This is a genomic window from Kitasatospora sp. NPDC053308 (assembly GCF_055585785.1).
Window position 1 is genome coordinate 42,336 of record NZ_JBVJJY010000002.1, and the last position, 19,985, is coordinate 62,320.

Below are 19,985 nucleotides of genomic sequence, written 5' to 3' on the forward strand. Positions count from 1 at the left end.
CCCACGGCCACGGCACCCACGCCGACGTCAGCGGGGCCTTCCCCAACGTCTGGCGGAACGGCGACACCGGGCGGTGCCGAGCGGTCGGCGCGCTGAGCGCCGGGGCCCCGCCCGGGGCGAAGCCCCGCCCCGGGCGGGGGCACGCCGGGGTCAGGGCCGGGTGGCCGTCCGGGCGGCCGCCTGCTTGATCGCCTCGCGGATGCGGGGATAGGTGCCGCAGCGGCAGACGTTCTGGATCCGGTCGATGTCCGCGTCGGTGGGGTTCGCGGTGTGGCGCAGCAGGGCGACCGCCGCCATGATCTGGCCCGGCTGGCAGAAGCCGCACTGGGCGACGTCGCAGGCCAGCCAGGCCTCCTGGACGGGGTGCAGGGTCTCGCCGTCGGCGAGGCCCTCGATGGTGGTGACGGTGTGGCCCGCGCAGTCCTTGACGGAGCGGGTGCAGGGCTGGAACTCCTCGCCGTCGAGGTGGCTGGTGCAGGCGCGGCAGACGCCCACTCCGCAGCCGTACTTGGGGCCGGTGACGCCGAGCTTGTCGCGCAGCACCCAGAGCAGCGGCATGTCGTCCGGGGCCTCGACGGTGACGGGCTGCCCGTTGAGGACGAAGGTGTGGGTGGGCATGGGTCGTCGGGATCCTCGAAGTCGGTTCGGGCGGACGGGAGTGGGAGGCGCGGAAGCCGGGGCGGTCAGAAGTTGATCGGGAAGGAGCGCGGGCTGGTGCCGGTCGCCCGGGCGTAGGCGTTGGCGACCGCGGCGGACGCGGCCGGGACGCCCAACTCCCCTGCGCCGCCCGGTGATCCGCTCGGCGGCATCAGATGGACCTCGACCACCGGCGGGGTGTGCCGCTGCCGGGCGAACTGGAAGTCGCCGTAACTGCCCTCCCGGAAGGCGCCGTTGTCGAGGTGGTTGCCGGCCTGCAGGATCACCGAGATGCCGTCGACCAGCGCGCCGGTCAACTGGGCCTCCAGGCCCTTGGGGTTGACGGCCCGGCCGACGTCGGCGGCGATCACGGCCTTGGTGACCCGGGGGGCGGCCGGGTCGGTGGCGTCCAGTTCGACCAGGTAGGCGGCCATGCTGCCGTGCTCGTCGTGGTAGCCGATGCCCTGGGCCTGGCCGGGGGGCATCGGGCGGCCCCAGTTCCCCTTGACGGCGACGGTGTCCAGCACGGCCCGGCCGGCGGCGCTGCGCAGCCGGGCGCGGCGGAAGGCGACCTCGTCCTGCCCCATCCGGCGGGCCAGTTCGTCCATCATGATCTCGTCGGCCACCCGGACGGTGCCGGAGTACACCGAGCGCCAGCTGCCGGTGTGCACGTCCAGCGGCAGTTCGGCGAGCAGTTGGGTGGGGACGCCGACGTCGTACGGGTTCTTCTCGGTGAGCAGGAAGAACGCCTGGGCCAGGCTGAGTCCGGCCAGGGAGAGGTTGAACCCGGCGGCGGTGAGCGCCTCGCCGAGGCCGTGTCCGAGGTCGGTCTTGACGGTGGCGGCGCGGTGCTCCCAGGTGAGCACCTGGCCGAGGCCGTAGGTGGCCCGGATCCGGTGGTGGCTGGCGGGGCGCATCCGGCCGTGGCGCATGTCGTCGTTGCGGGTCCACATCAGCTTGACCGGCCGCCCGGCCGCCTTGGAGATCCGGGCGGCCTCCAGGGCGGCGTCGAAGAACAGCCGGCGGCCGAAGGAGCCGCCGCCGCGCACCACGTGGACGGTGACGGCGTTCTGCGGCAGGCCGAGTTCGGCGGCGATGGTCTGCTGGGCGATGATCGGGCTCTGCGCCGCGAACCAGAGCTCGGCCCGGTTGGGGCGGACGTCGGCGACGGCGGTGAGCACCTCCATCGGGGCGTGGTTGACGAAGGCGAAGTCGAACTCCCCGTCCAGGTACGGGGTCAGCAGCGGCGGGATGAGGAACGGCAGGTGGGCGGCGCGCAGCCGGCTGCGGACGTCGGCGTCGGACAGCCCGGCGACCGGGCCCGGGTTCCAGGTGGTGCGCAGTGCGTCGCGGGCCTTGAGTGCCTGGTCGAAGGTCTCGGCCAGGACGGCGACGCCGGTGGGGATCTGCACCACGCCGAGGACGCCGGGCATGGCGCGGGCGACGGAGGCGTCCAGGGACTTGAGGGTGCCGTTGACGGTGGTGGGGCGGGCGACCACGGTGGGCGCGGCGCCGGGGATCTGCAGGTCGCCGGCGTACGTGGCGCGGCCGGTGACGATGTCGCGGGCGTCGATGCGGCCCGTCGGGGTGCCCACCAGGCGCTGCCGGTCGGCGGGCTTGGGGGTGCCGGGGACGGCGGGGAGGGCCACGGCGGCGGCCGCGGCGGCGAGTTCGCCGTAGCCGGCCCGGCGGCCGTCGGGCGCGAGCACGGCGGAGTCGGCGGTGCGCAGGGAACCCGCCGGAACGTTCCAGCGGGCGGCGGCGGCGGTCACCAGGCGGGCGCGGGCGGCGGCGGCCGCAGCGCGCACCGGGTCGTACAGCGAGCGGACGGAGTTGGAGCCGCCGGTCAGCTGGTTGAAGAGCAGCTCGGGGCGGCCGTCGGAGAGCGGTACGTCCACGTCGGTGAGCCTGGCGTCGAGCTCCTCGGCGACCAGCATGGCGATCGCGGTGGTCAGGCCCTGGCCGACTTCCAGCCGGGGCAGGTACAGCGCGGCCCGTCCGGCGGGGGTGATCTCGAGGACCAGCAGGTGGGAGGTCGGCAGTCCGGCGAGGATCATCGCGTCGCCGAGGTCGAGGACGTCCGGGATGCCGGGCAGGCCGAGCAGTTGCGGGGGCGCGACGGCGCGGGCTTCGGCGGTGCGGACGGCGGCCCGGGCTTCGGCGGCGCGGACGGCGGCCCGCGCGGTGGCGGGCGCGGCGGCGTCGAGGCCGAGGCCGGCGGCGACGGTGAGGGTCGGCGCGGCCAGCAGGTAGGTGAGGAAGCGCCGCCGACCGGCCGGCCCCGCCGCGGACGCCTCGTCCCGGTGCTGGGGCGCGTCGGCGCGGTCGGCCGGTTCGGCCGCGGATCCGGACGCCCCGCCCGGCTGGTCGGTGGGGTCCGCGGGGGCGATGGAGGTACTGATGGGAGGCATCCTTCGGGCCGGGAACGGCGCCGGATCGGGCGGGCGACGACGGCCCCGGCCCCGGTGCCGGATCGCGAACGCCGTTGAGCATAGGAGTGAGCTACTGGCCGGTCAATACGGCCAAAGTTGGTCCCCGAACCGGCTGATCGGAGTTTTGCAAGGTTCGGCTGCCGGGGAGTCGGAACGGGTACGGACGGCGCTTCGGCGGCGCGGGCGAGGCCCGGCCGGAGGAGCCGCCGATGGGTCCGCCGAGCCCAACCGGCCGCTGTCGTACGGGGGTTCAGCGCTCGGTCGGCGGTACGGCGGCGGGCGGAAGTGGCCCAGGAAATTCCTTGATCACTGGACCTGTCGGCTGGGCCGGTTCCCGCCTAGGGTGGGTGGCGAACCGTCGACGACGGTGGTGAACTCCGGCCCGCGCGCCGCCCGTCCGTGCGTTACCGCTGTCGCCCGTCCGTGGGCGGACGGCGGTCCGCCGGGCCGACGGTGACGGACCGTGACCCGTGGAGGAGAGACGTGCCGACCGACCGAGCCGCCCGGTGGGGCCACCTCCTGCCACCTGCCGGTCCCCAGCGGACCCTGGCCGCAGCCCAGTTGGCGAGCGCGGTGGGCGACGGCGCGTACTACACCTGTTCCGCGCTCTACTTCACCCGGGTCGTCGGGATGTCACCGACCGCCCTCGGCATCGGCCTCGCCGTCGCCTGGGCCATCGGCTCCGTCGCCGGCGTCCCGCTCGGCCACCTCGCCGACCGGCGCGGCCCGCGCCGCACCGCCGTGGCGCTCGGACTCGCGGCGGCGGCCGTGGTCGCCGCCTTCCTGGTGATCCGCGCCTACCCGCCGTTCCTGCTCGCGGTCTGCCTCTACGCCACCGCGCAGTCCGGACTCACCGCGGCCCGGCAGGCGCTCGTCGCCGGGCTGGTCCCGCCGGCCGAGCGCACCGGCCTGCTCGCCCATCTGCAGTCGACCCTCAACGGCGGGCTGGCGGTCGGCGCCGCCGTCGGCGGCATCGCGCTGAGCGTGGGCACCCGCGGCGCGTACCTGGCCGCCTTCGTCCTCACCGCGCTCGGCCTGCTGACCGGCGCCCTCGTCCTGCACCGGCTGCCCGAAGTCGCGCCCGCCGCCGAGGAGTCGGGCACCGGCCCGCGGCTGGCCGTGCTGCGCGACCGGCGGTACGCCGCCGTCACCCTGGTCAACGCCGTCCTGCTGCTGCGGATGCCGCTGCTCAGCCTGATCATCCCGCTCTGGATCGCCCAGCGCGCCCCCGGGATCGGCTGGCTCGGTTCGGCGCTGTTCGTGCTCAACACCGTGGCCGTGCTGGCCTTCCAGGTCCGGGCCGCGCGCGACGTCACCGGGCTGGACTCGGCGGCCCGGGCGGTCCGCTCGGCCGGGCTGCTGCTGCTCGCGAGCTGCGCGGTCTTCGGCCTGTCCGCGCTCGACGTGCCGGTGTGGGCGGTCGGCGCGCTGCTGGTCGCGGCGTCCGTGCTGCAGGTGGTCGGCGAGATGCGGCAGTCGGCGGGCTCCTGGCAGATCGGCTTCGACCTGGCCCCGCCGGACCGGATCGGCCAGTACCAGGGCTTCTTCGGCACCGGCGTCGCCGTCGCCCGCACCCTCGGGCCGCTGCTGCTCACCACCCTGCTGCTGGACGGCGGCCTGACGGGCTGGCTGGTCCTCGGCGGGGTGTTCCTCGTGGCGGGGTACGCGATGGGGCCGGTCGCCCGCTGGGCGGCCGAGAACCGCGACCGGGTGGCGGCACCGTCCGCGCCGGCGGTGGCGGCGGGCGTCGGGGCGGAGGGGGCGTAGCGGCCGCCCGCACGGGCCGTCGGGCGGCGGCGGGGATGACGTGGACGGCCGCAGGGATGTCGCGGGCGGCTGCCGGGGAACGTCGCGGGCGACTGCCGGAAACCGCTGGCGAGCGCGCGCCGCCCGCTGGCATGCTGGCCGCGTGGACCGACCCCAGATCTGGCTCGACTTCGCCCCTGAGCTGCACCTCTTCGTCTCCTCGCCGCGCCGTGCGGGCCGCACCGCGCTGCGCACCGACGGCACCTCCACCCTCGGCCACGTCGTGGAGTCCCTCGGCGTCCCGCTCACCGAGGTCGGCGTCCTGCGCGTGGACGGCCGGGCCGTCCCCGACGCGCACGTGCCGGCCGACGGCGAGCACGTCACCGTCGAGGCCGTGACCAGACCGCAGCCGATGCCCGCGCCGCCGCGCTTCCTGCTGGACGTCCACCTCGGCACCCTCGCCCGGCGCCTGCGCCTGCTCGGCGTCGACGCCGCGTACGAGAACCCCGACATCGGCGACGCCGCGCTGGCCGCCCGCTCCGCCGCCGAGCAGCGCGTCCTGCTCTCCCGCGACCGCGGCCTGCTGCGCCGCCGCGAACTGTGGGCCGGCGCCTACGTCTACAGCCACCGCCCCGCCGAGCAACTGCGCGACGTGCTCTCCCGCTTCGCCCCGCCGCTCACCCCCTGGAGCCGCTGCACCACCTGCAACGGCACGCTGCGCACCGTCACCAAGACCTCGGTGCGCGAGCAGTTGCACGACGGCACCGAGCGCTCCTACGACGCCTTCGCGCAGTGCACCGACTGCGGCCAGGCCTACTGGCGCGGCGCCCACCACGCCCGGCTGGAGGCGATCGTGACGGAGGCGGTGCGCGAGTTCGGGGAGGACCGGGGGCGGCTCGGGGCCGTGTCCGGGTAGCGGCCGGTCGGGCGCTCTGGCGGGCGACCGGGTGGCCGTGGTCCCATCGGCGGTGGGCAGCCGGGACCGGCTGCCCCGTGCGACCCAGTGCCACTCGATGACGCGAGAGAGGACCAGGCCGTCGGATGAGCGAGCGACCGGGGCAGCAGCCCTTCCGGACCGGGGACGTCGAGCACGCCCCCGCGGTGACCGCCCCCGACGGCGCCGCGGTGTACCCCCTGCTGGTCCTGGAGGGGGCCGGGAGCCTCGCGGTGTTCGCGCTCGCCCCCGGGCAGGTCAGCCGCGCCGTCTCGCACGCCACCGTGCAGGAGTTGTGGCACGTCACGGCGGGCAGCGGCGCGCTCTGGCGGCGCCAGGGGGCGCGGGAGGAGACCGTCCGGCTCACGCCCGGCACCGCCGCGTCGATCCCGCTCGGCACCGCCTTCCAGTTCCGGGCGGACGAGGACTCCGACGGGCCGCTGCGGATCACCGCCGTCACCATGCCGCCCTGGCCCGGGACGGACGGCGAGGCCCGCCCGGAGGAGGGCCCCTGGCAGGCGTCCGCCGAAGGCTGACGGGCGGTCGAGGAGGCCGGTCCCGCCGACCGCCCGGCGGGAGCCGAGGCGGCGGGCGCCCGGCCGAGCGGCCTCCGGCGGCCGGGCGCGCCGGTCCCGGTACGGCCCGGTGCGGTTCAGTACGGCGGGTGCAGGGTGAGGTGCCAGACGTGGGCGGTGTACCTGCCCATCCGGGTGGGGTGGCGCTCGACCAGGGTCGCCTCGACGCGGTCGGCGGCGGTGCGGCGGAGCGAGCCGGTGAAGCGGTGCTGCTGGTCGACGGGCAGGGGGTGCAGCTCGGCGAGGACGGCGTCGTCCAGGTCGCGGCCGACGGCGCGCAGCACGCCCCCGTCGAGGATCAGCAGGGTGCCGTCGGGCAGGACCAGCGGTTCGGCGGCCTGCCCGTCCGTGAGCAGCGGGCCGCGTTCGATCCGGCCGCCGGGGAGCAGCCGCACCACCCGGCTCTCGGTCCGGAGGCGGCGGTCCGTCTCGACCACGCGGACACCGCTGCCGACCACGTAGTGGCCGTAGCTGCGCCAGGAGTCGACCAGGGTGCCGTCACGGTCGTACGCCCAGCTGTCGAAGGTGCCGTAGCCCTCCAGGCCGAGGACGAAGCGCCCGCCGCCGAGGGCGGCGCCGCGCTCACCGCGCAGCTCGGCGACCAGGGAGCCGTCGTCGAGGTCCAGCAGGAGGGCGGGGCCGAGATGGCCCCAGGCGGTGTACTCGAAGGAGTCTGTGGTGACCAGGACCCGGCCGGAGGAGAGGTGCGCCGCGTTCGGGCGCCCTGGGCACGGCTGTCGCCAGCGGACCCGGCCGGTGGCGTCGACGCAGCTGAGTTCGCCGTCCCGGGCGTGCACCTCCAGCCCGTCCCGCCGGGCCAGCGGACCGGGCGGTCGGCCCTGCGGCCGTTCGCCCCTCCTGCGCTCCTGGTCCACGACCGTGACTCGCCAGCTCCCCATGGCCCGGATGATAGGGGACTGCGCTGAACGGCGGAGCCGGTTTCGGTGGGCGTCCGAACGGACGACAATTCCTCCGGGAATCCGGGGGTTCCCCAGGAGCCGAGGAGGAGGCCGCGGTGGAGTTCGAGGTGATGATCGAGATCCCGCAGGGGTCGCGGAACAAGTACGTGATGGACTTCGTGGCGCGCCGGATCCGCCTCGACCGCACCCTGTTCACGGCCACCCGCTACCCCACGGACTACGGCTACGTCGAGGGCACGCTCGGCGGGGACGGCGAGCCGCTGGACGCCCTGGTCCTCGGCGGTGAACCGGCCGTCCCCGGCTGTGTGCTGACCTGCCGTGCGGTGGGCATGTGGGTGATGCGCGACGAGCGCGGCCCCGACCAGAAGGTGCTCTGCGTCCCGGCCCGGGATCCGCGCTACGCCGTCCTGCAGGACATCGGCGACCTGCCCGAGTTCGACCTGCTGGAGATCACCCACTTCTTCCGGGTGTACAAGGACCTGGAGCGCGGCACGTCGGTGGAGGGCTCGCACTGGGCCGACCGGGAGGCCGCCCACGTCGAGATTGCCGCCTCCCGCGCCCGGGCGGTGGGGACGCGCTTCGCCGGTCCGGCGTAGGGAGGTCCGCAGGGGGCGCGCCGCCGGCCGGCGCGCCCCCGGGGTGGCGGGGACTCAGAGCCGGGCGCCGCTCAGGACGGCGCGGACCTGGTCGGCGATGGCGGCCTCGTTGCGCTCGAACTCGGGCGCGGTGAGCAGGCTCGGGTCGGTGGGCAGGCCGGTGAGGACGGGGGTGTGCAGATGGCCGCCGGGCAGGCCGGGGGCGAGGTCGAGGCGCAGGCGGTTGGAGCGGTAGGCGACCTCGTTGGAGAGGTAGCCGCCGCCCCCGCCGGCGACCGCGCGCGAGCCGGGGGTGGGGCCGTCGGCGCGCTCGACCGGCTCGGTGGCGCCCGCCGGGATCTCGGTGACGGGGGTGTTGAGCAGCACCGGGTAGGGCTGCTGGACGGCCGTCATGGCGTCGGTGGGCAGGGTGGTGCGGATGAACTGGGGGCCGTCGGCCAGGCCGGGGGCGTCGACCGGGTGCTCGGTGGTCCCGCCGGAGAGCGCGCCGACGTTGTCGGGGTACGGGTCGGCGGAGCGGGCGCGTCCGGCCCAGGCCTCCAGGGTGAAGATGCCGGGGTAGCCCTGGCTGATGCTGGTGATCAGGTCGGCGGCCTGCGGGCCGGGCTGCAGGTGCGGGCCGAAGGCGCGCTCGACGATCCCCCGGTCGAAGTCGCCGTAGCGGACCGGCAGGACGACGGCCCGCACTTCGGCCGTGCTGCCGTCGGCGAGGGTGATCCGCTGCCCGTCCAGCTGCAGGACGGCCGCGCCGGAGGGGTTGGCGCGGCGCGGTTCGCCGTCCAGTCCGAACGGGTCGAAGCCGCTGACGAAGATCCGTCGGAGGCCCGGCTCGGCGCTGAAGCCGTCGCCCAGACCGCGTGAGGCGTCCTCGAAGCGGGCCCGCAGCCCGGCGCGGTCGACGGCGAACCGGGGCTGCCAGTCGGCCAGTCGGACGGTCATGGCGAGCCTGGTCCAGTACAGCGGGCGGTCGTCGAGGGCGGGCAGGTCGCCGCTGGGCCGCCGGCCCTGGGCGCGGTCCACGCCGGCCTGCCAGAGCGCCCGGCCCCAGACCTCCACCACCCGCTCGGCGCGGTGGGCGGTGCGGGCGGCGCACAGCGCGGCGGTGAAGCCGTGCAGCAGGTCGCGCAGGCCGGAGCGCTCGGTGAAGGCCTCGGTGCGGGCGTCCTGCAGCCGGGCCTGCTCGGCGTCGAGCGGTGCGGCCGTGGTCTGCCCGGCCCGGGGTGCCGCCGTGCCGGCGACGGGGCAGCCGCTCGGGGCGGCCTGGGCGGCGGCGGGGGCCAGCAGCGCGGCGAGCGTTCCGGCGAGGGCGGCGGCCAGTCCGGCGGTACGGCGAAGTAATGTCATGTCACCTGACAATAGGTCCGGGCCTGACGCCCCGCCAGAGTGCCGCCGGCCCGCCGTCCCACTGCCCCGTAGGCTGGCCGGGTGACAGCGCCCGACCTCACCCTGAACACCCTGATCGCCGACCCGTACGGCGGCTACACCCGACTGCGCGCCGACGCACCCGTCCACCGGGTCGTCGGGCCGGACGGCCTGCCCTTCTGGCTGGTGACCCGCTACCCGGACGTGCGCCAGGCCCTCGCCGACCCGCGACTCGCCCTCGACAAGGCGCACGCCGCGCCCGGCAACTACCGCGGCTTCGCCCTGCCGCCCGCGCTGGACGCCAACCTGCTGAACATGGACCCGCCGGACCACACCCGGATCCGCCGCCTGGTCTCCCGGGCCTTCACCCCGCGCCGGATCGCCGCCCTGCGCGCCCCGATCGAGAAGCTCGCCGAGCAGCTCCTCGACGCCATGGCCCCGGCGGGCCGCGCCGACCTGCTCGCGGCGTACGCCGGTCCGCTGCCGATCACCGTCATCTGCGACCTGCTCGGCATCCCCGAGGACGACCGGCGCGACTTCCGCGCCTGGACCGACACCCTCATCACCCCCGACCCCGAGCGGCCGGAAGCCACCCGGGCCGCCGTGCAGGCGATGCTCGGCTTCTTCGGCGGCCTGATCGCGCGCAAGCGCGCCGAACCCGCCGACGACCTGCTCTCCGACCTGATCGCCGTCCGGGACGACGAGCCCGGCGAGGACGGCGACCGGCTCAGCGAGGACGAGCTGACCTCGCTGGCCTTCCTCATCCTGTTCGCCGGCTACGAGAACACCGTCCACCTCATCGCCAACGCCGTCCTCGCCCTGCTCACCCACCCCGACCAGCTGGCCGCCCTGCGCGCCGAACCGGAGCTGATCGACGACGCCGTCGAGGAGTTCGCCCGCTTCGACGGACCGGCCCCGCTGGCCATCCGCCGCTTCCCGCGCGAGGACGTCACCATCGGCGGCGTCACCGTCCCGGCCGGGGAGACCGTGCTGCTCGCCCTCGGCTCCGCCAACCGCGACCCCGAGCGGTTCACCGACCCCGACCGGCTCGACCTGCGCCGCCCCGAATCCGGCCACCTCGCCCTCGGCCACGGCATCCACTACTGCCTCGGCGCGCCGCTGGCCCGGATGGAGACCGCCGTCGCGCTGACCGCGCTGCTGCGCCGCTTCCCGGACCTGGCCCTCGACGTGCCGGTCGAGCGGCTGCGCCACCGCCCCACCCTGCGGGCCCGTGGCCTGCTGGAACTGCCCGTCCGGTACTGACCCCGGGCCGGTCCGGCAGCGGCGCGCGGGGCGGTTCCGCCCCGCTGCGATCTCGACGTCCGGGGCGGGAACCGGCGCGAGTACGACAGCGTTGTCGTGGTCGAACAGCGGTACTCGTACGGTCGTGGAGGAAGTCCCATGAGTGTGGCCCTGATGAAGGGCGGCAACGTCTCCCTGGGCAAGCAGGCCCCCGGGCTGGGGGTGGTCCGGGTCGGCCTCGGCTGGACGGCCGCGGCCGGGTACGACCTGGATGCCAGCGCACTGCTGTGCGGGGCGGACGGCAAGGTCGGCTCGGACCGGAACTTCGTCTTCTTCAACAACCTGCGGAGCCCGGACGGCTCGGTCCGCCACCAGGGCGGCTCCGGCGGCGGCGCCGACCGCGAGCAGATCGAGGTCCGGCTCGCCGAGGTCTCCCCCGACGTGGAGAAGATCGTCTTCGCGGTGGCGATCTACGACGCGGCGCAGCGGCGGCAGACCTTCGGGCAGGTCCGCGGCGCGTACGTCCGGATCGCCGACCCGGACGGCGGGGCCGAGGTGGCCCGCTACGACATCGCGCCCGAGGCGGGCAGCGAGACGGCGATGGTGTTCGGCGAGCTCTACCGGCACGGCGCCGACTGGAAGTTCCGGGCCGTCGGGCAGGGGTACGCGACGGGGCTCGCGGGCATCGCCGCGGACTTCGGCGTGGACGTCCTGCAGCCCGCCCCGGCCGTCCCGCCGGCGTCGGCGTCGGTTCCGCCCCCGGCCGCCGTGAAGCCCGCCCTGCCCTCGACGCCGCCCGCGCCGCCGGTGGCGGCCACGCCCGTGGTGCCCGCTCCGGCGGCGCCCGCCACCACGTCCGCCGTACCGCAGATCCAGCCAGCAGCAGGGAGTTACCCCGTGACGTGTTTCTTCGACCCCTCGCACGGCGCCGGCACGACGGCGGTGCTGTGGTCGCCGCAGTGGGGCGTGCCGCGCCAGATCGAGACCTGCGCCGCCTGCGCCCAGCGGGTGCAGACCACCCTGCCGCCCTTGTACACCCCGCCGCAGCAGGGCTACCCCCAGCCGGTCCAGCAGGGGTACCCGCAGCCCGTTCAGCAGGGCTACCCGCAGGGGCCCGGCCAGCAGGCCCAGGGCGGCGGCCGGCGCTTCGGCACCGGCGCCCTGATCGGGGCGGGCGCGGCGGGCCTGGTCGGCGGCGCACTGCTCAACGAGGCGTTCGACGACGACGGGCCCGAGGTGGTCGTCAACAACTACTACGAGGACGACGGCATCTTCTAGACCGTCGAGCCGCCGGGGCGCGGCTCCGCGAGGGCCGTCGGGGATCACCCCGGCGGCCCTCGCCGTCGGTGCGGTGCGTTTGAATGGCGTCGGCACACCGCTCTGACCGGGGGAGACGCACCGATGACCGGGTCCACGCCCACGACCACGTCCGCGCCCACGTCCACGTCCACGTCTACGTCCACGACCGAGGCCGACCTGCTCGCCGCCGCACGCACGCCCACCGCGGCCTGGCTGGAGTCCTGCTTCGGCCCCGGCACGCTGTGGCGGCCCGCATCACTGCCCGAGCAGCTGACGTCGCGCGAGACCCGGGCGTTCCTGCGCGAGGTCGGCGTACCGGCCGTCGGGATCGACTTCATCGGCTACGACGCCACGGACCTGCCCGCCCGCGGGATGTGGGAGGCGGACCTGGACGACCTGTTCGGCGTGCGCAGGCCCGACGACGAGACCCCGCCGACCGACTGGGGGTACTGCGTCGGCACGTTCGACCAGTGGCACCTGATGGTGTCCGCCGACACCGGCGGCGTCCGGATCTACAACGCGGACGGCTGGGACCACGGCCGGGGCTACGGCGGCTGGGCGGCCGACTCGCTGCCCGAGCTGATCGGCGCGCTGGCGCTGCTGACCCGCTTCGAGGACCGGATCTGCGGGGGCGACGCGACGGCCGCACTGGACGAGTTCGAGGCGCTGGTGGGCCGGTTGGGGCAGGGCCCGGACCAGTCGGACCTCTGGTGCAGCCTGGTGGAGAACCTGCGGGACGAGTACGAGGAGCCGGACGAGGACTGACCTCCGTCCCCTCCGTCCTCTCCGTCCGTCCGCGGTGGCCGCACAACGCGCTTGCGTGGTGCGGCCGTTCGCTTTCCCGGCGACTGCGGTCCCTCCCGGTCGCCCTGGCCCGCCGTCCCGCCGCCCCCTCCCGGCCGACAGCCGCCTCCACGACACCGCCGACTACGGCCCGCCGGTCGAGGACGAGCTGCTCCACCGGGTGGTGGACGCCCTGGACGGGGTCGCCGCCGAGACCGGCCGCACCGTCCCCCAGGTGGCCATCAACTGGCTGCTGCGGCGTCCGACCGTCTCCTCCGTCATCATCGGCGCCCGCAACGAGGACCAGCTGCGCCAGAACCTCGGCGCCGTCGGCTGGTCCCTGACCGAGGATCAGGTCGCCCGCCTCGACGCCGCCAGCGCCCGAACGGCGCCCTACCCGTACTTCCCGTACCGCCGCCAGGAGGCCTTCGCCCGCCTCAACCCGCCGCTCGCGGGTTGAGCGGTGCCGGTCGGTCGCCGGGGGTCGGTTGCCGGGGGGCGCGCCGGGGGCCGGTTGCCGGGGTCGCGCCGGGAGTCGGTCGTCGGCCGCGGCCGCGGCCGGGGTCGGGCGCCGGGGCGGAGTGGGGCGGAAGGTGGAGGCGGGGTTGGTGGGTTGGTGTGCGGGGTGTGAAGTTCCGGCCGGGACCTGTGTTCGAGAGTCGACAGGTGCATGTGAATTCTCCGGGTCCGGCGGCAGCGGCCTGGTGGTGCGTCAGTCCTGCTCAGGCCCGGATGCGGGCCGCGGGGGCAGGGTGGTCCGACGGGCTCGGAACGTCTGATGAAACGTCAGGGTTCCTTGTTTTCCTGCGAACTTGTCTGAAGGCGCTTTAAGCTCCCGTTAACAATGGCGGCTTTCCGCCACGCGCGGACTTCCGCACGAGCTCGGGCGGCAGGCTCCACTGTTCAGTGCCCAACCTGACGATGAGAGCAGGGATGACGACGACAAGTGAACGAAAAGCCGGTGCCGCGCGCGGCCCGGACCGGCGGCGACCGGATGGGCTCGGCCGCCGCACCGCAGGCGGCGTGGCGGCGCTCGCCGTCGCGATCGGCGCCTGCTCCTTGGCCGCGGCCCCCTCGGCGTTCCCGCAGACCGGCGACGGGACGGTGACGGTCCGGGTGATCCGCGCCGTGGACACCACCGGCGTGTGGACGCCCGCGCTGGAGCCCGGGATGGCGGGCGTGAAGGTGACGCTCACGGACGACGCGGGCGTCGGCATCGAGGGCACCACCGCGGCCGACGGCACGGTGACCCTGGCGCCGGCCGCGAGCAAGGCGACCGGCGGCACGTACCGGGTGCAGGTGGTGAATCCGAAGCCGGGGGCGCTGTTCCCGGCCTTCGCCTCGCGCCAGGGACTGACCGGCGCACCCAACCAGCTCAGCAGCAACGAGGAGTTCGTCGACCTCTCCGGCGGCAAGAAGGTGGAGTTCACCACGGGCCTGTGGAGCCCCGGTGACTACTGCCAGAAGAACGCGCCGCTGGTGTCGACCTGCCAACCCGCGCCCAGGGAGGGCGGATCGGCGCGCACGCTGGTCTCCTTCCCGTACGGCGCCCGCGGCGTGGCCGGCACCGACGCGACCGTGACCGACCTGGCCACGGCCGACCAGACCGGCAACCTCTACGGCATCGCCTGGAACCGGGCCGACCGGCGGCTGTTCTCCTCGGCCCAGGCCAAGCGGACCACCGCCTACGGCCCCGGCGGCCCCGGCGGGATCTACGTGACCGACGTGGTGCAGAAGAAGACCACGCTGTTCACCACCGTCCCGGACGCCGGCACCACCCCGCACGGCCCGGGCAACGACGACGCCTTCCTCGCCGCGGTCGGCAAGGAGAGCCTCGGCGGGATCAAGATCACCGATGACGGCAAGGACCTCTTCGTCGTCAACCTGCACGACCGCAAGCTCTACCGCTACGACGCCACCGGCCCGACGGCGGCCGAGCCCAAGGCCGCGTACCCGATCCCCGACCCGGGCTGCCCGGCCGCCGGGGACTGGCGACCGTACGGCCTCGGCCTGCAGGACGGCACCGGCTACCTCGGCGGTGTGTGCTCCGGCGAGTCCACCGGCAAGGCCTCGGACCTGCGGGCCGTGGTCCTGCCCTTCGACCCGGCCACCGGCGCCTTCAAGGCGGCGGTGCTGGACCAGCCGCTCGACTACCCGCGCGGCTCCACGGTCGGCGGGCCGTGCCCCGGCGCCGGCTGGTTCCCGTGGCAGGACACCTTCCCGGCCACCCAGAACGGGCATACCTGCACCGGTTACATGGCCAACCCCGAGCCGGCCCTGGCCGAGATCGCCTTCGAGACCGACGGCTCGATGCTGATCGCCTTCCGGGACCGCTTCGGCGACCAGTCGGCGGCCGGACCGACCGCCGGCACCATGGCCAACGTCCTGCCCGGCGGTGATCTCGACAAGGCCTGCCCGGTGGGCGGCACCTACGTGCTGGACACCGACAAGGGCTGCGGGGCCGCCGCCCGGGGCACCCGGTTCTTCGACAACAACCGCATCGGCCACAACAACGCCCTGAACGCCGGAATGGCGTTCTCCAAGGTCGAGGACTCCATCGCGACCTCGGGCTACGACACCAACGGCATGGCCTTCGGCTACGGCGCGGGCTTCGACAAGCGCGACGGCAAGGCCGACGGCGGCCTGCGCCTCAACCCCGTCGGACCGCTCCCGCCGTTCGGCAAGGGCGCCGCGATGGGCGACCTCGAAGTGCTGTGCGACCAGGCGCCGCTGCAGATCGGCAACCGGGTCTGGTACGACCCGGAGCGCAGCGGACTCCAGCTGCCGGGCCAGCGCCCGGTTCCCGGCGTCACCGTCCACCTGTACGACGAGTCGGGGAAGCCGGTCGGCACGACGAAGACGACGGCGCGCGGCGAGTACTACTTCGACGACAGCAACGTCGAGGGCGGCCTCAAGCCGAGGACCAAGTACACCATCAAGCTGGACAACCCGGCCGACTACGCCAAGGACGGCCCGCTGTACCAGTGGGTGCCGACCGAACACGACGTCGGTGACAACCACTTCATCGACTCCAAGGGCGTCGTCCCGCCCGGTGGCAGGTACCCGGAACGCGCGCTGACCACCGGCGGACCGGGCGAGAACGACCACACGTACGACTTCGGCTTCCGTCAGCAGGAGGGCGCGCTGCGCCTGGTCAAGCACGACCAGGACGGCAAACCGCTCGCGGGGGCCACGTTCCAGCTGTGGCACGAGACAAACGGCACCGACGGGCTGCAGCCGACCGGCGACAAGCCCGACACCAAGGTCGGTGAGCCCTGCACCACCGGGGCCGACGGGCTCTGCCAGGGCAAGGGCGTGGTGGGCACCTACTACTGGCAGGAGCTGAGCCCGCCGGAGGGCTACGCGGCGCCGGCGGTCACGGTGTTCGGGCCGCTGGTGCTGAACTCAGGGAACCTCGACGACGGGGTGTCGGTGACGGCGGTCAACACGCTGATCCCGGCCCCGACCCCGACGCCGACGCCCACCCCGACGGGGACGCCGACACCGCCGCCGACCACCTCGACGGCGAACCCGGCACCCCCGGCACCCCCGGCCCCGCCGGGACCGCCGGGACCGGCACCCGGGCACCTGCCCAACACCGGCGCGGGCAACGGGATGCCGCTGGCCATGGCCGGCGCGGCGACGCTGATCGCCCTCGGCGCGGGCGCGGTGCTGCTGGCCCGCCGGCGCCGGGCCGCGCGGCACGGGTAGCCCCGCGGGACGGGTAGCCCGTCGACACGGGTGACCCGGTGACCGCAGCGGAGCGGGCGGGTTCGCGGACCGAGGGTCCCGGACCCGCCCGCCTGCTGTGACCGACCGATGAGAGAGACGAGAGGAAGGCACCCGCATGGCCCCGGCCCGGAAGACCGAGCCCGCCGAGCCCGCCCCCCGCAGGTCGCGTCGGAGACCCTGGCTCCGCGCCCTGGTCGCGATCGCGGTGTGCGGCGCCGCGGCGGGCGGCCTGGTCGCCTACCGGACGGTCTCCGACGAGGCCGTCGAACGCCCGGTGACCACCGACGAGGCCTCCCGGCTGGCCCTGTCACGGCTGAACCTGTACCAGGCCAGCCCGGTGCCGGTGACGCTGACCGCCGCCGAGGGCGGGGGCGTCAGCATCCGGGTCGAGGGCGTCGTGGACTACCGCACCCACCGGGGCGTCGGCCGCTACCGGACCACCGGCGCGAGCGGTCCGCTGGACCACGGCCTGGTCGTCTGGGACACCGGCGGCCTCGGGCTGGCCCCCGAGCCCGCCGGCGTGGACGGCCCGGCGTGGGAGCAGGCCGAGCACGTGCCGCGGCAGGGCTGGTCGCCGCGCTCCTACACCGCGGACCCGCTGGACGCCGGCCTCAGCCTGGTCGTCCAGCTCGGCGCGGACCGCCCCGACAACCCGCTGCTGCTCGCCCAGTCCGGCGCCCGCTGGCTCGGCCGGGACCGGATCGACGGCCGGAGCCACGACCGCTTCGCCGGCCCGCGCGCCCAGGGCTCGGCCCCTGACGGTGGGAAGTCCCCGCTGACGTACTGGGTCGACGGCGACGGCACGCTGCGTCGGGTCACGATGCGGATGCCCGGCCTCGGCACTCCCACCACGGCGGACTTCTCGGCCCGCGACGCCGCCGCCAAGGTCCCTGAGGCCCCCTGGCTGACGGGCTGAGCACGCCCGGTGATCCGGTGGTGGCCGGAAGGAAACGCCATCCGGTCACGCTGCGGAACCCGTACGTCCGGAACCGCTCCACGTCGGTCGGGTGGCCGCGCGACCGCACGGCCCGGTGGAGGATTCCCCCATGGGAAGGAGAGGCGTCGTGCATACGGCACCCCACGGACCTGGCGACTACCGCACCGTCAGCGACCCCGAGCAGGCCCTGAAGTACGCGATCCGGCATCTCGCGGGCGGCCGCGGCGAGATCGTCGAGGGAGTCATCACTCCCGCGTCGCCCTCCTGGGCGCACGAATCCGCCGCCGAGACCGTCCGCCGCCAGATCACGCCCCGGCTGGAGCAGCTCGGCCTGGTGTCCGGTTCCGGCGACCTCGACCTGCCGGGGAGTGAGAACTGGTACATCCCCGACCTCGCGGTGGTGCCCGCCGAACTCGCGGAGAAGACCGAGGGTGCCCTGCTGCCGGAGCAGACCTTGCTGATCGTCGAGGTCAGCTCTCCGTCGAACGCCGAGACCGACCGCGTCGTGAAGCGCCGCCGGTACGGGCAGTACGGTGCGCCGCTGTACCTGCTCGTCGACCGGCAGGACCGTAGCTGCACGCTGTACAGCGAACCGACGCGGCTCGGGTACGCCCGGGAGAGCGGTCCGTACCCCTTTGGCACGCCCGTCCACCTGCCCGCGCCCTTCGACCTCGATCTCGACACCACCCGCCTGTAGCGGCGGGCGGACTCCCTACACCCGGGCGGCGTCCGTCGAACGGGCTCTGGCCGGGAGGCCGTTGGCGAGGTCCTCGGTGAGCAGGCGCCAGGCGATCGCGTCGGCGGCGGTGCGCAGCTGCGGGCTGCGGGGGCGGCCGGCGTCGGCGTCGAGGCGGGCGTTGAGCCAGTCGGACCAGGCGTGGGCGAGGGCCCGGACCTCGCGGGTGCCGGCTTCGGTGTGGACGAGGCGGTCGCCGTCGCGGACGAGGTAGCCCTCGGCGGCCATCCGGTCGAAGACCGGTTCCAGGACCTCGGGCGGCACCCGCTTGCGGGCGGCGATCAGGTCGAGGTCGGCGTGGCCGAGGGCCTTGGCGTGCTGGGCGACCTCCATCAGGGCCCAGGCCCCGGCCAGGTCGACCCGGGTGTCGGCGTCGGCGACGATCGCGCGGACGGTGGAGAGGTCCACCCCGCGCACGATCGTGCAGACGGCGTACTCCAGGTGCGGGTCGGAGTCGGCGGTGGTCGGCTGCGCGAAGCCCTCGCCCATGTCGGTGGAGCCGGCCCGGGCGGTGTCGCGCAGCGGCACCTCCTTGAGGAAGAGCGCGACCACGAAGCCGACCGCGGCCACCGGGATGGTCCACAGGAACACGGTGTGCAGGGCGTCGGCGTAGGCCTGGACGATCGGCGCGGCCTGGTCGGCGGGCAGGCTGTGCAGGCCCTGGGGGCTCCCGGCGGCGTGCGCGAGCGCGGCCGGGTCGGCGCCGGTGAGCCGGGCGGCGGAGGCGACGCCCGCCCGGAGTTCGGAGGTGAGGCTGTTGGCGTAGATGGTGCCGAACACGGCGGTGCCGAAGGAACTGCCGATGGTGCGGAAGAAGGTCACCCCGGAGGTGGCGGTGCCGAGGTCCGCGTAGTCGACGGTGTTCTGGACGGCGATGGTGAGCACCTGCATGCTCAGCCCGATGCCGACGCCGAGCACGAACATGTACAGCGAGGCGAGTGCGGTGCCGGTGTCGGGTTCGAGCCGGGAGAGCAGGTAGAGGCCGAGGGCCATCACGGCGGTGCCGGCGACCGGGAACAGCCGGTACCTCCCGGTCTTGCTGACCACGTTGCCGCTGGCGATCGAGGCGATCAGCAGACCGATCACCATCGGCAGCATCCGGACGCCGGAGACCGTCGCCGAGTCGCCGTCCACGTACTGCAGGAAGGTGGGCAGGAAGGTCAGCGCACCGAGCATCGCGAAGCCGACGATGAAGCTGAGCACGGAGCAGGCCGTGAACACCGGGTTGCGGAACAGCCGCATCGGCAGCATGGGTTCGACCGCGCGGGTCTCCGCCCAGCAGAACAGCGCGAGCGCGACCACGCCGCCGGCGAACAGGCCGATGATCACCCCGGAGCTCCAGGCGTACTGGTTGCCGCCCCAGCTGGTCGCCAGGATCAGGGCGCAGGCGCCGGCCGTGACCAGGCCGATGCCCAGGTAGTCGATCACCGGCCGGGTCGCCGAGCGCACCGAGGGGATGGTCCGGGCGGCGGCGATCACCACGACGACCGCGATCGGCACGTTGACGTAGAACGCCCAGCGCCAGGACAGGTGGTCGGTGAACAGCCCGCCCAGCAGTGGCCCGATCACCGTGGCCACGCCGAACACCGCGCCGATCGCGCCCTGGTACTTGCCGCGTTCGCGCAGCGGGATGACGTCCGCGATGAGCGCCATGGCGGTGACCATCAGACCGCCCGCGCCGATGCCCTGCACCGCCCGCCAGGCGATCAGCAGCGTCATGTCGGTCGAGAGCCCGCACAGGAAGGAGCCGCCGACGAAGACGATCGCCGAGACCTGGAACAGCAGCTTGCGCCCGTACAGGTCGCCGAACTTGCCGGCCAGCACGGTGGCCACGGTCTCGGCCAGCAGGTAGGAGGTGACCACCCAGGACATGTGCGCGGCCCCGCCGAGGTCCGCGACGATGGTGGGCAGCGCGGTGCCGACGATGGTCTGGTCGAGGGCGGCCAGCAGCATGCCGAGCACGATCGTGCCGAAGACGACGTTCCGCTGCCGGACGTCCAGCACCGGCGGGGCGGACGGCGGGTTCTCGGTGGCGACGGTCATGCCGTCAGCCTC

General features: G+C 74.8%; 14 protein-coding genes and 2 pseudogenes. 11 read left to right on the forward strand and 5 right to left on the reverse strand.

What is annotated here, in order from left to right; genetic code table 11:
- Positions 1–150: 150 nt before the first annotated feature.
- A complete protein-coding gene (locus ACZ6Y7_RS05495) occupies positions 151–618 on the reverse strand; it encodes a (2Fe-2S)-binding protein (protein ID WP_465756518.1) in 468 nt (155 codons plus the stop codon).
- Positions 619–683: 65 nt separating this feature from the next.
- The gene (locus tag ACZ6Y7_RS05500; RefSeq protein WP_465756519.1) at positions 684–3,047 is read right to left on the reverse strand and encodes a xanthine dehydrogenase family protein molybdopterin-binding subunit; all 2,364 of its coding nucleotides are present in this window, start codon (positions 3,045–3,047) and stop codon (positions 684–686) included.
- A 504-nt stretch (positions 3,048–3,551) separates the two neighbouring features.
- Between ACZ6Y7_RS05500 and ACZ6Y7_RS05505 the strand changes: the two genes are divergently transcribed.
- The 3 genes from ACZ6Y7_RS05505 to ACZ6Y7_RS05515 all read left to right on the forward strand — a co-directional run bounded on the left by ACZ6Y7_RS05505 (position 3,552) and on the right by ACZ6Y7_RS05515 (position 6,284).
- Positions 3,552–4,835 carry an MFS transporter gene (locus ACZ6Y7_RS05505; protein ID WP_465756520.1) on the forward strand — a complete coding sequence of 428 codons (1,284 nt, stop codon included), beginning with the start codon at positions 3,552–3,554 and terminating at the stop codon, positions 4,833–4,835.
- Between the two features lie 142 nt (positions 4,836–4,977).
- Positions 4,978–5,730 carry a Mut7-C RNAse domain-containing protein gene (locus ACZ6Y7_RS05510; protein ID WP_465756521.1) on the forward strand — a complete coding sequence of 251 codons (753 nt, stop codon included), beginning with the start codon at positions 4,978–4,980 and terminating at the stop codon, positions 5,728–5,730.
- Between the two features lie 125 nt (positions 5,731–5,855).
- Positions 5,856–6,284: a cupin domain-containing protein gene (locus tag ACZ6Y7_RS05515; protein ID WP_465756522.1), complete on the forward strand. Its 429-nt coding sequence runs from the start codon at positions 5,856–5,858 to the stop codon at positions 6,282–6,284.
- Between the two features lie 116 nt (positions 6,285–6,400).
- On the opposite strand, the gene ACZ6Y7_RS05520 is transcribed toward ACZ6Y7_RS05515, so the two are convergent.
- Positions 6,401–7,222 carry a hypothetical protein gene (locus ACZ6Y7_RS05520; RefSeq protein ID WP_465756523.1) on the reverse strand — a complete coding sequence of 274 codons (822 nt, stop codon included), beginning with the start codon at positions 7,220–7,222 and terminating at the stop codon, positions 6,401–6,403.
- Between the two features lie 116 nt (positions 7,223–7,338).
- Between ACZ6Y7_RS05520 and ACZ6Y7_RS05525 the strand changes: the two genes are divergently transcribed.
- Positions 7,339–7,839, forward strand: coding sequence for an inorganic diphosphatase (locus ACZ6Y7_RS05525; protein ID WP_465756524.1), 501 nt, complete (start codon positions 7,339–7,341; stop codon positions 7,837–7,839).
- A gap of 54 nt (positions 7,840–7,893) precedes the next feature.
- Here the strand turns inward: ACZ6Y7_RS05525 and ACZ6Y7_RS05530 are convergent, their stop codons facing one another.
- Positions 7,894–9,183, reverse strand: coding sequence for a pyroglutamyl-peptidase I (locus ACZ6Y7_RS05530; RefSeq protein ID WP_465756525.1), 1,290 nt, complete (start codon positions 9,181–9,183; stop codon positions 7,894–7,896).
- Positions 9,184–9,264: 81 nt separating this feature from the next.
- On the opposite strand from ACZ6Y7_RS05530, the gene ACZ6Y7_RS05535 reads away from it, so the two are divergent.
- The 7 genes and pseudogenes from ACZ6Y7_RS05535 to ACZ6Y7_RS05565 all read left to right on the forward strand — a co-directional run bounded on the left by ACZ6Y7_RS05535 (position 9,265) and on the right by ACZ6Y7_RS05565 (position 17,891).
- The gene (locus ACZ6Y7_RS05535; RefSeq protein ID WP_465756526.1) at positions 9,265–10,464 is read left to right on the forward strand and encodes a cytochrome P450 family protein; all 1,200 of its coding nucleotides are present in this window, start codon (positions 9,265–9,267) and stop codon (positions 10,462–10,464) included.
- 138 nt (positions 10,465–10,602) lie between these two features.
- Positions 10,603–11,154, forward strand: a pseudogene (locus tag ACZ6Y7_RS05540) (TerD family protein); the annotation flags it as partial.
- A gap of 690 nt (positions 11,155–11,844) precedes the next feature.
- Complete coding sequence (locus tag ACZ6Y7_RS05545) at positions 11,845–12,507, forward strand: SUKH-4 family immunity protein (RefSeq protein ID WP_465756527.1); 663 nt, start codon at positions 11,845–11,847, stop codon at positions 12,505–12,507.
- A 121-nt stretch (positions 12,508–12,628) separates the two neighbouring features.
- Positions 12,629–12,985: pseudogene (locus ACZ6Y7_RS05550) on the forward strand (aldo/keto reductase); the annotation flags it as partial.
- Positions 12,986–13,548: 563 nt separating this feature from the next.
- Positions 13,549–16,236, forward strand: a complete 2,688-nt coding sequence (locus tag ACZ6Y7_RS05555) for an SdrD B-like domain-containing protein (RefSeq protein ID WP_465756528.1) — start codon at positions 13,549–13,551, stop codon at positions 16,234–16,236.
- 136 nt (positions 16,237–16,372) lie between these two features.
- Positions 16,373–17,173 (forward strand): hypothetical protein, encoded by an 801-nt coding sequence (locus ACZ6Y7_RS05560; RefSeq protein ID WP_465756529.1) that lies wholly within the window; start codon positions 16,373–16,375, stop codon positions 17,171–17,173.
- A 148-nt stretch (positions 17,174–17,321) separates the two neighbouring features.
- Complete coding sequence (locus ACZ6Y7_RS05565) at positions 17,322–17,891, forward strand: Uma2 family endonuclease (protein WP_465756530.1); 570 nt, start codon at positions 17,322–17,324, stop codon at positions 17,889–17,891.
- Positions 17,892–17,906: 15 nt separating this feature from the next.
- Here the strand turns inward: ACZ6Y7_RS05565 and ACZ6Y7_RS05570 are convergent, their stop codons facing one another.
- Positions 17,907–19,973: an MDR family MFS transporter gene (locus ACZ6Y7_RS05570; protein WP_465756531.1), complete on the reverse strand. Its 2,067-nt coding sequence runs from the start codon at positions 19,971–19,973 to the stop codon at positions 17,907–17,909.
- Positions 19,974–19,985: the final 12 nt, after the last annotated feature.